This is a genomic window from Salinicoccus sp. RF5 (genome assembly GCF_020786625.1).
Taxonomy (GTDB): domain Bacteria; phylum Bacillota; class Bacilli; order Staphylococcales; family Salinicoccaceae; genus Salinicoccus.
This window is the reverse complement of record NZ_JAJGRC010000002.1, coordinates 124,905-139,158: the sequence shown is the minus strand read 5'-3', so window position 1 is coordinate 139,158 and position 14,254 is coordinate 124,905. Positions and strand designations below refer to the sequence as shown.

The 14,254-nt window shown below is 49.2% G+C and carries 15 protein-coding genes; 10 read left to right on the top strand and 5 right to left on the bottom strand.

The features are described from left to right. Nucleotides 1–9 precede the first annotated feature (9 nt). The 7 genes from LLU09_RS07695 to LLU09_RS07665 are packed head-to-tail and all read left to right on the top strand — an operon-like array spanning nucleotide 10 to nucleotide 6,359. Nucleotides 10–1,605, top strand: coding sequence for an SLC13 family permease (locus tag LLU09_RS07695; RefSeq protein WP_228311241.1), 1,596 nt, complete (start codon nucleotides 10–12; stop codon nucleotides 1,603–1,605). Nucleotides 1,606–1,651: 46 nt separating this feature from the next. After that, complete coding sequence (locus LLU09_RS07690; RefSeq protein ID WP_228311240.1) at nucleotides 1,652–2,452, top strand: dioxygenase family protein; 801 nt, start codon at nucleotides 1,652–1,654, stop codon at nucleotides 2,450–2,452. 57 nt (nucleotides 2,453–2,509) lie between these two features. Continuing rightward, nucleotides 2,510–2,977 (top strand): DUF3237 domain-containing protein, encoded by a 468-nt coding sequence (locus LLU09_RS07685; RefSeq protein ID WP_228311239.1) that lies wholly within the window; start codon nucleotides 2,510–2,512, stop codon nucleotides 2,975–2,977. Between the two features lie 8 nt (nucleotides 2,978–2,985). Further along, the gene (locus LLU09_RS07680) at nucleotides 2,986–3,822 is read left to right on the top strand and encodes an alpha/beta fold hydrolase (protein ID WP_228311238.1); all 837 of its coding nucleotides are present in this window, start codon (nucleotides 2,986–2,988) and stop codon (nucleotides 3,820–3,822) included. 4 nt (nucleotides 3,823–3,826) lie between these two features. Next, nucleotides 3,827–4,513, top strand: coding sequence for a CoA transferase subunit A (locus tag LLU09_RS07675; RefSeq protein ID WP_228311237.1), 687 nt, complete (start codon nucleotides 3,827–3,829; stop codon nucleotides 4,511–4,513). Next, complete coding sequence (locus LLU09_RS07670) at nucleotides 4,510–5,160, top strand: 3-oxoacid CoA-transferase subunit B (RefSeq protein ID WP_228311236.1); 651 nt, start codon at nucleotides 4,510–4,512, stop codon at nucleotides 5,158–5,160. Before LLU09_RS07675 ends, LLU09_RS07670 begins: the two co-directional genes overlap by 4 nt. Further along, complete coding sequence (locus tag LLU09_RS07665) at nucleotides 5,157–6,359, top strand: thiolase family protein (RefSeq protein WP_228311235.1); 1,203 nt, start codon at nucleotides 5,157–5,159, stop codon at nucleotides 6,357–6,359. The genes LLU09_RS07670 and LLU09_RS07665 overlap by 4 nt, the downstream gene beginning before the upstream one ends. 35 nt (nucleotides 6,360–6,394) lie before the next feature. Here LLU09_RS07665 and LLU09_RS07660 read toward each other — a convergent pair whose 3' ends face one another. Continuing rightward, the gene (locus LLU09_RS07660; RefSeq protein ID WP_228311234.1) at nucleotides 6,395–7,180 is read right to left on the bottom strand and encodes an IclR family transcriptional regulator domain-containing protein; all 786 of its coding nucleotides are present in this window, start codon (nucleotides 7,178–7,180) and stop codon (nucleotides 6,395–6,397) included. A 145-nt stretch (nucleotides 7,181–7,325) separates the two neighbouring features. Between LLU09_RS07660 and LLU09_RS07655 the strand changes: the two genes are divergently transcribed. Then, the gene (locus LLU09_RS07655; protein WP_228311233.1) at nucleotides 7,326–7,763 is read left to right on the top strand and encodes an acyl-CoA thioesterase; all 438 of its coding nucleotides are present in this window, start codon (nucleotides 7,326–7,328) and stop codon (nucleotides 7,761–7,763) included. Nucleotides 7,764–7,830: 67 nt separating this feature from the next. Here LLU09_RS07655 and LLU09_RS07650 read toward each other — a convergent pair whose 3' ends face one another. Together LLU09_RS07650 and LLU09_RS07645 are read right to left on the bottom strand one after the other, a co-directional pair. Next, a complete protein-coding gene (locus tag LLU09_RS07650) occupies nucleotides 7,831–8,679 on the bottom strand; it encodes an aldo/keto reductase (RefSeq protein ID WP_228311232.1) in 849 nt (282 codons plus the stop codon). After that, a complete protein-coding gene (locus LLU09_RS07645) occupies nucleotides 8,680–9,840 on the bottom strand; it encodes a catalase family protein (protein ID WP_228311231.1) in 1,161 nt (386 codons plus the stop codon). A 199-nt stretch (nucleotides 9,841–10,039) separates the two neighbouring features. On the opposite strand from LLU09_RS07645, the gene nhaC reads away from it, so the two are divergent. Beyond that, nucleotides 10,040–11,506 carry a Na+/H+ antiporter NhaC gene (gene nhaC / locus LLU09_RS07640; RefSeq protein WP_228311230.1) on the top strand — a complete coding sequence of 489 codons (1,467 nt, stop codon included), beginning with the start codon at nucleotides 10,040–10,042 and terminating at the stop codon, nucleotides 11,504–11,506. A 180-nt stretch (nucleotides 11,507–11,686) separates the two neighbouring features. Here nhaC and LLU09_RS07635 read toward each other — a convergent pair whose 3' ends face one another. Next, entirely contained in the window at nucleotides 11,687–12,310 is a 624-nt protein-coding gene (locus LLU09_RS07635; RefSeq protein WP_228311229.1) for an SDR family oxidoreductase, read from the bottom strand. A gap of 77 nt (nucleotides 12,311–12,387) precedes the next feature. Continuing rightward, nucleotides 12,388–13,206: a ZIP family metal transporter gene (locus LLU09_RS07630; RefSeq protein ID WP_040106354.1), complete on the bottom strand. Its 819-nt coding sequence runs from the start codon at nucleotides 13,204–13,206 to the stop codon at nucleotides 12,388–12,390. Nucleotides 13,207–13,340: 134 nt separating this feature from the next. Between LLU09_RS07630 and LLU09_RS07625 the strand changes: the two genes are divergently transcribed. After that, nucleotides 13,341–14,228, top strand: coding sequence for an EamA family transporter (locus LLU09_RS07625; RefSeq protein WP_228311228.1), 888 nt, complete (start codon nucleotides 13,341–13,343; stop codon nucleotides 14,226–14,228). Nucleotides 14,229–14,254 lie beyond the last annotated feature (26 nt).

The following is a 14,254-nucleotide window of genomic DNA, read 5'->3' as shown; positions in this document are numbered from 1 at the left end:
AGGGATTTAATGAACTTGATTTCCAGATTCAGCAATGCAGTGTGGGGGGACCACAACCAGACTAAGGACATTTTTCTGTTCACCCAACTGAGAAGAAGAAAGAAAGAAAATATTGAATTACCACGCCAGAAAAAGTCCTACACTAAAAGTCAGTTCGTCGGGCTCATACTTGGACCACTAGCTTTTCTGCTGGTGATGTTCGTCCTTCCTCTTGAAGGATTATCCTCCCCTGGACGTGCTGTGCTGGCGTTTGCCGCCTGGCTTGCAATATGGTGGATTCTCGAGGCCATGCCTCTTGGCATCACTTCCTTGCTGCCCTTGGCACTCATGCCTGTACTTACACCCGTAGACAGTGGAACGGTCGCTTCCGCTTATGGCGATCCGCTCATTTTCCTGTTCCTGGGTGGTTTCACAATCGCGCTTGCAATGGAGAAATGGAATCTTCATGAACGTATCGCCCTCACCATCATCAGCATGGTGGGCGCAAGCCTTTCCGGACTGATACTCGGCTTCGCACTGGCGACAGGTTTCCTATCAATGTGGGTATCAAATATGGCAACGATCATGCTGATGATTCCTATAGGTACCGCCATCATTGCCAAAGTTGCAGAACTGATGAAGCAGGATGGTGTGCATACTGAAGATGAGGAAAATAAGTTCACGAAATCCATCATCTTTGCCATTGGCTTTGGAGGAACAATCGGAGGTAGTGCCACACTCATAGGCACCCCTACAAATCTGATCCTCGCCAGTATGACAGGAGAACTGCTCGGCTATGAAATCCCATTTGGGACTTTTCTCCTCTTCGCCTTTCCACTGACTGCCATCCTTATGGTGGTATTCATCATGTATCTGACGAAAGTCGCATATCCGATGAAAGTCAAGACAATCAGTAAAGGGAAAGAGTTCGTGTTGGAGAGGAAAGCGGAGCTTGGCAAAGCTTCTTTTGAAGAAAAGGTCGTACTGGCCATCTTCATCTTCACGGCATTCATGTGGTTGACGCGGACATTCATATGGACTGACATCATACCTGGAATAAATGACACGATGATTGCCATGATATCAGCCATGCTTCTGTTCCTTATCCCTTCGAAAAATAAAAAAGGAACACGGATACTCGAGTCGGATACACTCGCAAAAATGCCATGGGGAGTCCTGCTTCTGGTCGGAGGTGGTCTTGCACTCGCTACAGGGTTTACAGGGACGGACCTTGCCGACTGGATGGGTGGTCAACTGATGAATCTTGAAAGTGCTCCGCTCATAATCATCATCGCCGTCAGTGCCCTGCTCAGCATCCTGATGACACAGATGGCACCGAACACAGCGACTGTGACCATCCTGCTGCCCATCACTGCCGCCCTTGCAACAGCAATCAACGTCCATCCGCTGCCCATCATGGCAGCGACAGCCCTTGGAGCTGGCTTTGCATTCATGCTTCCAATAGGAACCCCTTCAAATGCACTTATTTATGCAACAGGAAAAATCACCATCGTAGACATGCTGCGCAAAGGCACATGGTTGACTATGGCAGCAGTGGTGCTCATCGTCATCTTCGTCTACTATATAATGCCATTCATGTTCGGGATTGATAAATTTTCTGCATAGCAGTTGATTTTCATATATTAAAATATACTATCTGAGGAGAGATATTATGACACAAGAAATGACAAAACACTTGCCTACCACAAAAAATGAAAGGGTTGAAGAGGTTTTCGATCTATTCATCAAGCACATGCAGGCTTTCCTGGAAGAAGCCAAGCTGAACCATGAAGAGTATACAAACTTCGTCAACTGGGCAGACCGCCTGGGCAAATCTGGGGAACTTCCACTCTATGCCGATGTATTCCTGGAAACACACGTCCTGCAGGCGATGTACACGGAACTGCCAGGCACACAGCCTTCATTGCTCGGCCCCTATTATGTAGATGACGCGCCGTTCGTTGAGGCAGATGAAGAGGGCATCATTGACCTGCCTAAACGCGAAAATGAACCAGGCGATGTTCTCTACTTCTCCGGAACAGTCAAAAGTGTCGAGGGTGAACCATTGGCAAATGCTGAGGTTGACTATTGGCAGAATGACAACTCGGCAAAGTATTCCAACTTTGATTCAGATGCCCCAGATTATAATCTGCGCGGCCGTTTCAAAACCGATGAAAATGGCAAATTCACTGTCAAGACCATCCAAGCCGTGCCTTATCCGATTCCTGACCAGGGTCCTACAGGAGAATTCCTCGGCTATATGGAACAGCACCCTATGCGTCCTGCCCACCTGCATATCATGTTTAAGGCACCGGGCCATGAGACACTGATCACACAAGTATTCTTTGAAGGCGACGAATGGATGGAAACGGATGTAGCAGAAGGTGTACGCGATGAACTCATTACACAACTGCAGGAAAAAGATGGGTATAAAGAAGCCCAGCTTGAGTTTGTAATGCGTAAAGACCAATAGTTCCAAATGGGCATGGAGACCATGCCCATTTCATATTTTATATTTGGAGGAATCATAATGAGAGAATTACCACAGCCTGAACTGAAGCTCCTTGGACACATGGAGCTTTCTGTAGCCAAACCCCATCTCCCAGGAAAGACACCTATCGGCACCCGTCGCATCATCCAAGTGACAGGTGGAAAGTTTGAAGGCGAATATTTCAACGCCACAGTCCTGCCAGGCGGGGATGACTGGATTACCGTACGGGAAGACGGCACAATCATCCAGGATGTGAGAATCACCCTGGAAACGGATGACAATGAAATTATACTCATGACCTACAGAGGCATACGTACAGGGCCTGCCGAAGTGCTCTCCCGGTTGGACCAGGGCGAGAATGTGGATCCGGATGAATATTATTTCCGTACCAGTCCCGTGTTTGAAACCGCCAGTGAAAAATATCATTGGCTGAACAATCGTATATTCATCTCCAACGGCATCCGTCTGCCCGAAGGAGTAAGCTACTCAATATATACTGTGGAATAGGTGATTATATGACAGAGAAGATTGCACTTGAAAATAAACAATTGAACATCCATCCTGTAAAGAACGCAGACAGCCCCCCACTTGTGGTACTGATTCACGGCCTTACCGGAAACTATCTGCAGATGCATCATTTCCAGTCCCACCTTTCAGACCGCTATGACACAGTCAGTTATGATCTCAGTGGCCGCGGTGACAGCGACCTTCAAAAGGCACCAACGGATATTCATCAGCACACCGATGACCTGATGCAGTTCCTCAATAAAACGGACTACAGCACATTCATCCTCATCGGTTATTCCATGGGTGGATATATCGCCCTGGAAGCTGCTGCAAAAATGAAGGGGATTGAAAAAGTCATCCTGCTCGACGGCGGAGGAGAAGCGGGTGAGAATACATCGAACCTTGTTCTTCCATCCCTTGGCAGACTGGATAAAAAATTTGAATCTGTTGATGCCTACAGGGAAATGATGCAGCAATCATATGGCGCCCTCGGTGTAGAGTGGTCCAGTATCATGGATAAGGTCATTGAACATGAAGTGGAAAACATAGATGGGACCGTCCAACATAAATCAGACTATTCATTGACGAAGCAGGATTTCGAGAGCTTCTATGAATTCCCGCATGCTGATGTATACAAAAACGTGAAAGCGCCGGTATTTCTGATTATCTGTACAGGAGCTATCAAGGACGGCATTCCACTTTTCAGTAAAGACGGATATGATAAAATGCTCTCCACTGTTCCTTCAATAAAATCCAGCACATATGATATCAACCATTATGAAATTGTCTTCAATGAACAAAATGATTTAAATCAAGAAATAGATGACTTTTTGAAAAAGGAGTGACACCATGGAATCGAAAATTTCGAATATAGAATCAGCATTGGAATCCGTCAAAGATGGTGACATCCTGATGGTCGGTGGCTTTGGACTGATCGGGGCGCCTTTGTCGCTCATCGATCATCTGACTACAGTGAACTTAAGAGATTTGACCGTCATCAGCAATAATGTCGGAGAAGCAGGGAAAGGCCTCGGACTTCTTCTTGATCAAGGGAAGTTGAAAAAAGCAGTCGGCTCCTACTTCACGAGCAATCGAGAAGTTGCAAAGTGGTACAATGCCGGAAAGCTTGAACTCGACCTGCTTCCTCAAGGAACTCTGAGCGAAGCCATCCGTGCCGGGGGTGCCGGACTCGGGGGGTTCTATACTAAAACGGGGGTCGGTACGGACCTTGCGAAAGGGAAAGAGACAAAAGAGATAGACGGGGAAACCTATCTTTTCGAAAAATCCCTGAAAGCTGACGTGGCACTAATCCGAGCCCATAAAGCAGATAAACTTGGAAACCTGGTCTATTATAAGACAGCCCGCAACTTCAACCCGATGATGGCGACAGCAGCAAAATATGTTGTTGCGGAAGTTGATGAAATAGTTGAACCTGGGGAACTTAATCCTGAGGAAGTCGTGACACAGCATCTGTATGTCGATAAAATTGTACTGGCTGAACAGATTCTTACGAAAGATGGGGTGATCCATAAATGAGTATGAAAGAGATGATAGCAGAACGTGCTGCCCATGCCCTTGAAGAATACTCTATCGTCAATCTTGGTATCGGGGTGCCCACCCTGGTTGCCAACTACCTGGATAAAGAAAAATACTACCTTCATACGGAAAATGGACTGCTTGGCGTCACATCCGTAGATGAAGAAGACATTGACCCGAATCTGGTCAATGCAGGCAAACTGCCAGTAGGAGAAGCTGTAGGAGCAAGCTATTTCCATAGCGCCGATTCCTTTGCGATGATTCGTGGATCCCATGTGGATGTTGCCATCCTCGGTGTGCTCCAGGTTGATGAGAGCGGCCAGGTGGCAAACTGGGCAATCCCCGGAAAAGATATCATTGGTGTTGGAGGTGCGATGGACCTTCTGGTCGGAGCGAAGAAGGTCATCATTACAACAAACCACACTGCGAAAGACGGCTCTCCAAAGTTCTTGAAAGAATGCACATATCCCATCACTTCGACCAGGAAGGTTGACATGATCATTACAGACCTGGCGGTCTTTGAAAGAACGGGAGATGTATTCGAGTTGATCGAACTGATGGGTGATACGACCCTTGAACAAGTTGAACAGAATACCGAAGCTCATTTCACAGTCAATGAAGAGCTTAAAAGGAGTTTGCAATCATGAAGGAAGTTGTTATCGTTGATGCCGTGAGGACACCTATCGGCAGGTATAAAGGTGCACTCAAATCCGTTCGGCCTGATGATCTTGGTGCAGCGGTGATCAAAGCCCTCGTAGATAGAAACCCGCTCCTTGATGTCAATCAGATAGACGAGGTCATATTCGGAAATGCCAATGGTGCAGGTGAAGAGAACAGGAATGTTGCACGTATGTCCACTCTTATTGCGGGATTGCCTGAAACAGTGAGCGGTACAACAGTCAACCGGCTTTGCGGTTCCAGCCTGGACACTGTATCGATGGCTGCCCGCTCAATCCTGACTGGAGAAATAGATGTCGCAATTGCCGGTGGTGTGGAAAGCATGTCCCGTGCTCCTTTCGTCATGCTCAAACCAGAAAAGGAATATCCGCGCGGAAACATGGAACTCGTCGATACGACCATCGGCTGGCGCTTCCCACACCCCAAAATCGAAGAGGAATATGGTATTGACTCCATGCCCCAGACTGCTGAGAATGTTGCGCAACGTTATTCCATTTCAAGAGAAGACCAGGATAATTTTGCGTATGAAAGTCAGAAGCGGGCGAAGGCGGCTATGGAAGCGAAAAAATTCAAGCAGCAAATGATACCTATCACAATTACGGATAGAAAAGGCAACGAAACGATTGTCGATACGGACGAACATCCACGTCCCGAAACTACACTGGAAAAGCTTGGACAGCTCCGCCCCATCTTCAAAAATGGTACTGTCACAGCAGGCAACGCCTCGGGAGTGAATGATGGCGCCAGTGCACTGCTGGTCATGTCCAGGGAAAAGGCCGACGCACTCGGCCTCGAACCTCTCGTGAAGTATGTATTCTCATCGACAGCCGGTGTAGAACCTTCCGTCATGGGACTTGGGCCGATCAATTCCACCAGGAAGCTCCTTGAGAAGACGGGGCGGTCTGTTGAAGACATCGGCCTTGTAGAACTGAATGAAGCCTTCGCTTCTCAGTCACTGGAATGCATCAACCAGCTCGGGCTGGACCAATCCATCGTCAACGTCAATGGTGGTGCCATCAGTTTTGGCCATCCCCTTGGGGCAAGTGGCGCACGCATCCTGACAGACCTCATCTATGAGATGAAACGCCGGGGGACCAGGACCGGCCTTGCCACGATGTGTATCGGTGTCGGTCAGGGCATATCCCTCATGGTCGACAATATCGAGTAAATAATAAAGAGCTCTGCGAAAATCGCAGAGCTCTTTTAAAATGGCAATTCTATTTCCGTATTTTTACTGATAAGGTCTGCCGTTCTAAGAAGCGGTTCGAGATATTCTTCCACCATTTCCTCACGGCTAGTGATGGAGGAGTTAGTCGAACAGTTTATGGCTGCAATCACTTCTCCACGCATGTTGCGGATTGGTGCTGCAATCGACATGAGACCGATCTCCAGCTGGTTTTCACTGATGGCCCACCCCCGTTCCCTTATCATTTCAAATTCTTTCCTCAATTCGTCTTCTTGATGGACGGTATACGGCGTCAATGGCTTGAGGTCGGCTTTGCTGAAATAATCATCAAGCGCTTCTTCGTCCAGATGCGCGAGCAGCACCTTGCCCATCGAGGTTGCGAAAGCCGGCAGATGAGTCCCTATATTCAAGGAGATCTTCATGATTTTATTTGCCGGCACACGACCGATATAGATAATTTCCTCGTTCACGAGCTTGGCGATTGAACTCGATTCATTCGTCTGCTTCGACAGGTCCCTGAGAAGCGTCGTAGTTATTTCCCAACTGTCACGTGCAGTCATGTAGGAATACCCAAGGGAAAGCACTTTAGGGGTCAGATAAAACCTGTTGTCCAGCATCTGGGCATAGCCCAGGTTGACCAGTGTTATCAGTGCCCGCCTTGCGGTAGGACGTGAAATCCCGACACTTTTTGCAGCACTGGATATCGTCAGATACTCTTGCCCATTGAAGGCTTCTATTACTTTAAGTCCTTTTTCCAAAGTTTGAAGATGATCCGCATTATATTCAATCTTTTCGTTCACCATAATTTTCACCCTGATCTTTGTACGTATATTGTAAGTTTGTACTAATATTATATCACATTTCTTATCCTTTTCTTTTTCTACTTTAATATAATTCAACATTTTATTAAAATGATATAATACATTAAAATACGAAAGGAATGAAAAAATGGAGCCGGGCTACACTGCTGAGAAGGAAATACAGATCATGTATGCAGATACGGATATGATGGGTGTCATCTACCACGGCAATTACCTGAAATGGTTTGAGGTGGGACGCATGCAGCTCATCGAGGACATCGGCTACGACTATGTCGCGATGGAGCGCGAAGGATACTACGCTCCCGTCTATAATGTCGACGTCACCTACAAGAAAGCATTGAAATACGGGGACCGTGCTTCGGTACGTACATGGATCGAAGAGAATACCGGAATACGGACGACATATGGCTACCAGGTCGTCAACGCTGCTGGAGAAGTATGTACGGAAGGGACAACCACCCACATCGTCGTCAAAAAAGTGGACGGCGAATTCAAACCGGTTCCCTTCAAGAAAATCTTCCCGGAATGGTTCAGGAAATACGAAGAGATAAAAGTGGAGAAATGAATAGAACGTCCCCGGATGCACTACATCTGGGGACGTTCTATTTTGTTATATGGGATGATGACCTGGCCTATACATATTCTTCATATTCATTCGGATGCTGGTCCTCCACCCTGCCCGGCTCTCCTTTGTCCAGGGCATCTATCGCTTCGAGGTCTTCCTCCGTCAATTCGAACCCGTACACATCGAGGTTCTCCCACTGGTGGGCTTTGGAATCGGATTTCGGTATGACCAGGACCCCGTTCTGAACATTCCATCGTATGATGACCTGCGCCGGGGACTTGGCATATTTATCGGCGATTTCCTTTATCACCGGGTTTTCAAGAACATCATTGATCTTTCGTCCGAATGGACTCCACGCCTCGGTCAGTATGCCATGCTTTTTGTTCGTTTCAACCAGTTCCTTATTGTTGAAATATGGGTGGCGTTCAATCTGGTTGGTTGCTGGTGTGACACCGGTTTCGTCGATGAGGCGCTCGAGGTGTTCGGCGAGGAAGTTCGATACTCCGATGGTCTTGATCAGCCCGAACTTCTGGGCGTCGATCAGTGCCTGCCATGCCTCGACATATTTATCCTGTTTCGGCAAAGGCCAATGGACGAGGTATTTATCGAAGTAATCGATACCGATACGGTACAGCGACTCCTGGATCATCATTATTGCCTTATCATAGTCATGCGCCGAGCCCGGAAGCTTGGAACTGATGATCAGCTGTTCGCGCGGCACATCTGTACGTCGGATGGCTTCTCCCACCGCCCCTTCATTGTTGTAGTTCGTGGAGGTGTCGATGAGGCGGTAGCCGTTCTCTTCAATGGCCGTCACAATACTGTTCACACCTTTGGCCCCTCGTATATTCACCGTGCCCAGGCCAATCTCCGGCAATGTACTGCCATCATTAAGGTCATATTTTCTATTCAACATCTATATCCTTCCTTTCTGTACCCTCTGCACTTCTCTTCTCCCGAGAACTTTGACGACGATTGAATCGAGCAGTTCCGCCACTTCATACTTCAGCGCCAGTTCCGCTATGAAAGTATGGATTTCATTAATATCGCGAGTCTCCTGCAGCTCCTGATAACGCGTATGCTCCCCTTCATCCGTCTCATTCATGAACCGTTCCCATACCATCTTCATATAAGCCTGCATATTTTCCGGCTCGTATTCCATATCATATGCCTGATCAAGCAGCCTTCTGAATTCGCTGACCGACATACGGGTTCCTGATTCAAGCAGGTTCTGCACCTGATCATGGAGTTCCGGACTTTTCATCAGTATGAAAAGTTCTTCTTCTCTCCAGAGTTCCTCGAGCATTCCGAATTTCTCCTGATCAAGTTCCGCTTCCTCCATGCGTCCGAGAAAAGACCGCCTGTATAGGAAATGGCGGAGCAGAGGAATTTCTCCGTTTGGATCACGGCCGAATGGCGCATTCATCGTGTCCATGAACTTTATTTCCTGACCGGCCGGTTCCTGATCCACTGAAATGTGTCCGAGATGCATTTCACCTTCCGGCTGGTATTCCGTCACATGTCCATCCTTCTCGGCATAAAGTTCTATATTGCTCGTCTGGGGGTCATAGTCCAGGCGGAATTTGAGTGGATCTTCCCCATAACTTTGCGCTGTATAATATTTATAGTCCATATCCGTCCGCTTTGGAAGCCACTTCAGTATCGTATCCAGATCGCGGTAGAGTCGGCCTGGCCAGAATATGCTGAAGAATCGACCTGCCGACTTATCATTCAAATATACTCCGATGTTCAACATCACACTGGTCACTTCCGCTGCCGTGCCCAATGGAAAGTAGGGGAAATTGACTCCGATGATATCAACCGGCCTCAATCGATGATGAAACCTGACCGAACATCCCTTGATGTTCACCAGTTCATCCGGCATCTTTTCCGAAGTCGCTGCATTCGAGAGCCGGACGGTTGCTTTCGTGACATCTCCGAATATTTCCCTGCCTTCTTCATTCAGATATACATCTGCTTCATGATGACCGCCGTTCCCATGGGCCCTTCTTGCTCCTGGATCATGGACATCAAACCTTTCAATCAGATCGATGATGACATCTGCCGATGTTTTCATGAAAGTCCCTCCCTTTGACTTCTCTCTCTTTAAATTCACCTTTTGCACATTTTCTAAACCAAAGAGGAGCCTCTGCGGCTTCATCTGTGCACCTTTAATCCTCTCCATCACAATACTATCCATAAAATATGCCAAATATTTTTATAATCATTTCATCATCCCGCCCCATTTGATATATAATCATGCTTGGGTGATAAATATGGAAAAACAAAGGGAAAAAAAAGACTTCAACATATTCATGGCACTATTGCCGCTGCTGCTCATGATTACAGCAATGGGAACGGCGGTCATCTGGCTGGAACAGGACCCACATCTGCCGCTCATTTTTGGTACCGCTTCCGCAGCGATTGTGGCCATGCTCTACGGATATAAATGGAAAGAAATCGAGGATATGATGTATAAGGGCATCCGCCTGGCACTGCCGGCAATCGTCATCATCATACTCGTCGGCCTCGTCATCGGTTCATGGATCGGCGGGGGCATCGTCGCCACAATGATCTACTACGGCCTGGCGCTGATCAGTCCGGCGCTGTTCCTGGTCACGATCACAGTGCTCTGTGCGATTGTGGCACTGTCCATCGGCAGCTCCTGGTCCACGATGGCAACGGTCGGCGTCGCAGGGATGGGCATCGGCATGAGCATGGGGATTCCGCCGGCGATGGTAGCAGGTGCAGTCATATCCGGCTCCTATTTCGGCGACAAGATGTCCCCGATGTCGGATACGACGAACCTTGCTTCGGGCCTCACGAATACGGATCTTTTCGTACATATCAAGCACATGTTCTATACGACCATTCCGGGGCTCATCATCGCACTGACGGCCTTCTTCTTCCTCGGCCGCCAATTCGGAGGCCAGGGCAATGCCAATGATGCTGAGATTGCCGGTATGATGCAGTCGCTTGATGGACAGTTCATCATTTCTCCGTGGCTCCTGCTCGTTCCGCTTGCAGTCATCGTATGCATCGCTTTCAAGATGGCGGCCATCCCTGCACTGATCGTCGGCATCGTCCTAGGCTTCCTCTGCCATATCATTGTACAGGGCGGAGACCTGGGGACTGCGATCGCCACATTGCAGGGTGGCTATGTCATCGAATCCAATAACGATATGATCAATGAACTATTCAACAACGGCGGCCTCGAATCAATGATGTATACGGTATCGATGACCATCGTGGCCATGACCTTCGCCGGCATCCTGGAGTACAGCGGCATGCTGCAGGCCATTATGAAACAGGTCATCAAAATAGCCAAAGGGACACTCGGCATCGTCACTTCGACGATCGTCGCTGCGTTCGCAACGAATGCAACGTGTTCGGAGCAATATATATCCATCGTCGTCCCTTCACGAATGTTTTTGCGGACCTATATCGAAAAGAACCTGCACTCGAAGAACCTTTCACGTGCACTTGAAGATGGTGGCACACTGACCTCCGTCTTCATCCCGTGGAATACATGCGGTGTCTTCATCTATGGCGTGCTCGGTGTCGCAGCCTGGGAATATGCGCCTTACGCGATATTCAATCTGGTCGTGCCGTTCATCTCCATCCTCCTTGCCGCCACAGGCATCGGCATCGAAAAGATATCCGATGAGGAGCGGGAGGACTTCTTGGACAAGCATTATGGTGAAGAGAAAACGAAGGAATCATTGACTCCTGAAACGGTGTAGTTGAGGAGAGGGGTCGCTTAACTCGCCATCGTTTCACGTGCGACGGTGAATTGGACCTCCAACTTGCCATCGTTTCGCGTGCGATGGTGAATTAGACAGACACACCCTAGCTAAATTTATAAAACGCAAAAGAAGCTGCGGACTCCAGCAAGGATTCCGCAGCTTTTCTGATGCTTTCTACTATAATGTGTCTTCCACTGGTGTGTCGCCTTCGTGGAGATAATAAGTCTTACCTTCCGGCTTGTTTGTGTCTACGATGTGGGCCAGTACATTTGCTACGTCTTCCCTAGGAATCTCAGCGATTTCAGTGCCGCCTTCAAAGAGTCTGACTTTGCCTGTGCCCGAATCGTTCGTCAGCATACCTGGACGAAGGATGGTGAAATCAAGTCCTGAAGCTTTGAGATGCTCATCTGCACGGTGTTTGGCATACAGGTAATGCTGCATCTGATCAGCATCTTTAGGTGCGTCTGCACCCATGGAACTGAGCATGACGAAGTGTTTGACACCGGCTTTTTTTGCATTGTCCACGGATTCTATCGCGCCTTCCTGGTCGATCAGCACGGTCATATCGGCTCCTGTGTCGCCACCGGACCCTGCTGCGAATACAACGGAATCAACGTCTTCGAATGCATGGGAGAAGTCTTTCTGCAGGTCACCGAGCACCGTATCGATACCCTTCTCCTTGAACTGTTCCACCTGTTCTTCCTTGCGGACCATCGCAACAGGCTGATGACCCTTATCTTTCAGCTTTTCTACAAGTTGATGGCCGACCTGGCCATTTGCACCAATAACAAGTACTTTCATGTAGTAATTCCTCCTTGTCTAATCCGTTATCTATACCCATATGGGGAGGGGGTGTTAAACATGAAGTTCATTTCGTTCTATCCGAGTGCGACATCGAGGATCATCATGAGGGTGAAGCCGAGCATGAGACTCATGGCGGCAAGGTCGGAATGGCCGTTTTCCTGTGTACTTGGGATGACTTCTTCGACGACGACAAAGATCATCGCACCTGCACCAAGTGCGAGCGCGTACGGCAGAACCGGATCCAAGAATGAAATGGCGAGGACCCCGATGACCGCTGAGATCGGCTCGACAACAGCCGACATCCAGCCCAGGAAGAAACTTTTCGTACGTGACATCCCCTCACCACGGAGCGGCATGGCGACAGCCATGCCTTCCGGGATATTCTGGATACCGATACCAAGCGCTAAAGTAGCGGCTCCTGCTGCCATGGCGGCCCCTTCCCCATTGGCGGAGACGGCGCCGAATGCGATACCGATGGCGAGGCCTTCCGGGATGTTGTGCAATGTCAGGGAAGAGACGAGCAGTGTGCTCCGCCTCTTCTTCTCGGCACGCCACCCCTCCATCCTGTCTTCAGGCGCATTCCTATGCGCGTGAGGGATCAGCTGGTCGAATGCGTATATGAACAGTCCGCCGAGCAGAAACCCAACGGCTGGAGGGAACCACTCACCGATGAAGTGGTTCTGGCTGTGTTCAATTGCGGGAGCAAGCAAAGACCAGAAGCTCGCTGCAATCATGACACCGCCGGCAAAGCCGAGCATCGTATCGAGGAATTTTTCATTCACTTCTTTTGTGAAAAACACGACGGCTGCACCAAGTCCTGTCGTAATCCATGTGAACAGTGTGGCTAAGAGTGCCTGCAGCCACGGGTCGAACCCCATAAATGTATCTATCATTTTTCTTTTCCTTTCAATTATCCGGATGTTCTTATGGAAATCATACTCCATTATGGCGTATAGTATCTATAATATGATTCATTCCATGTTCACTCAATACCACATCGACCAACTGCTGAAACGGAGGGAGCATAATGAAAGCCAGTCTCGCCCCTGTAATCATTCTCATCGCCGCAATACTATGGGGGACTGTAGGTACAGCGAAGATATACCTGCCGCAAGGCGTCGACAGCATATCGATCGGAGCCATGCGTCTGATCATCGGCAGCCTCGTCCTCCTCATCATCGCCCGGCTGCTCGGGCAGCTGACCTTCAGGGGATGGCCTGTAAAAATCGTGCTCACCGCCGGACTTGCCATGGCACTCTTCCAGCCCTTCTTCTTCAATGCAGTCACACTCACCGGTGTCGCAGTCGGTACGGTCGCCTCAATCGGCAGCGCGCCCGTGTTCTCAGGGCTGATCGAATGGCTGTTCTTCAAAGTCCGTCCCGGTCGTGTATGGTGGGTTTCCACCACCCTTGCCATCACAGGATGTGCCATCCTGATGTTCAACACGGGATCGATCACCGTCGATCCACTCGGCATCCTTTCCGGTCTTGGAGCGGGCATATCCTTCGCCAGCTATACGATAATGAACTCCAGGCTTGTGCAGAACCATCATCCAATCGCCACTGCCGCCATCGTCTTTACGATCAGCGCACTGATGCTCACGCCATTCCTGATGCTCAATGACCAGTCTTGGATGATAACCCCAAGCGGCATCTCCGTGGCCCTCTACATCGGCCTGTTCGGCACGGGGCTCGCCTATTTCCTGTTCGCCTATGGCCTGAAATATGTAAAGTCCTCTTCCGCCGTCACACTCGCACTCGCCGAGCCATTGACCGCCTCCCTGCTCGGGGTGCTGTTTGTCGGGGAAGTGCTTGCGCTCTGGTCCTGGGTCGGCCTCCTCATGCTCCTGATGGGACTCGCCATCCTGGCGCTCCAGTCGAGGAAGCGTCCGCGGCAGATGGATATGCACACTTAAAAACCCGTTTGGCTGAGCCAAACGGG

Excerpts from the sequence above, each read along its gene's own strand:
- LLU09_RS07695 (WP_228311241.1), top strand. The coding sequence starts at position 10 with ATGAACTTGATTTCCAGATTCAGCAATGCAGTGTGGGGGGACCACAAC.
- LLU09_RS07690 (WP_228311240.1), top strand. The coding sequence starts at position 1,652 with ATGACACAAGAAATGACAAAACACTTGCCTACCACAAAAAATGAAAGG.
- LLU09_RS07685 (WP_228311239.1), top strand. The coding sequence starts at position 2,510 with ATGAGAGAATTACCACAGCCTGAACTGAAGCTCCTTGGACACATGGAG.
- LLU09_RS07680 (WP_228311238.1), top strand. The coding sequence starts at position 2,986 with ATGACAGAGAAGATTGCACTTGAAAATAAACAATTGAACATCCATCCT.
- LLU09_RS07675 (WP_228311237.1), top strand. The coding sequence starts at position 3,827 with ATGGAATCGAAAATTTCGAATATAGAATCAGCATTGGAATCCGTCAAA.
- LLU09_RS07670 (WP_228311236.1), top strand. The coding sequence starts at position 4,510 with ATGAGTATGAAAGAGATGATAGCAGAACGTGCTGCCCATGCCCTTGAA.
- LLU09_RS07665 (WP_228311235.1), top strand. The coding sequence starts at position 5,157 with ATGAAGGAAGTTGTTATCGTTGATGCCGTGAGGACACCTATCGGCAGG.
- LLU09_RS07660 (WP_228311234.1), bottom strand. The coding sequence starts at position 7,180 with ATGGTGAACGAAAAGATTGAATATAATGCGGATCATCTTCAAACTTTG.
- LLU09_RS07655 (WP_228311233.1), top strand. The coding sequence starts at position 7,326 with ATGGAGCCGGGCTACACTGCTGAGAAGGAAATACAGATCATGTATGCA.
- LLU09_RS07650 (WP_228311232.1), bottom strand. The coding sequence starts at position 8,679 with ATGTTGAATAGAAAATATGACCTTAATGATGGCAGTACATTGCCGGAG.
- LLU09_RS07645 (WP_228311231.1), bottom strand. The coding sequence starts at position 9,840 with ATGAAAACATCGGCAGATGTCATCATCGATCTGATTGAAAGGTTTGAT.
- nhaC (WP_228311230.1), top strand. The coding sequence starts at position 10,040 with ATGGAAAAACAAAGGGAAAAAAAAGACTTCAACATATTCATGGCACTA.
- LLU09_RS07635 (WP_228311229.1), bottom strand. The coding sequence starts at position 12,310 with ATGAAAGTACTTGTTATTGGTGCAAATGGCCAGGTCGGCCATCAACTT.
- LLU09_RS07630 (WP_040106354.1), bottom strand. The coding sequence starts at position 13,206 with ATGATAGATACATTTATGGGGTTCGACCCGTGGCTGCAGGCACTCTTA.
- LLU09_RS07625 (WP_228311228.1), top strand. The coding sequence starts at position 13,341 with ATGAAAGCCAGTCTCGCCCCTGTAATCATTCTCATCGCCGCAATACTA.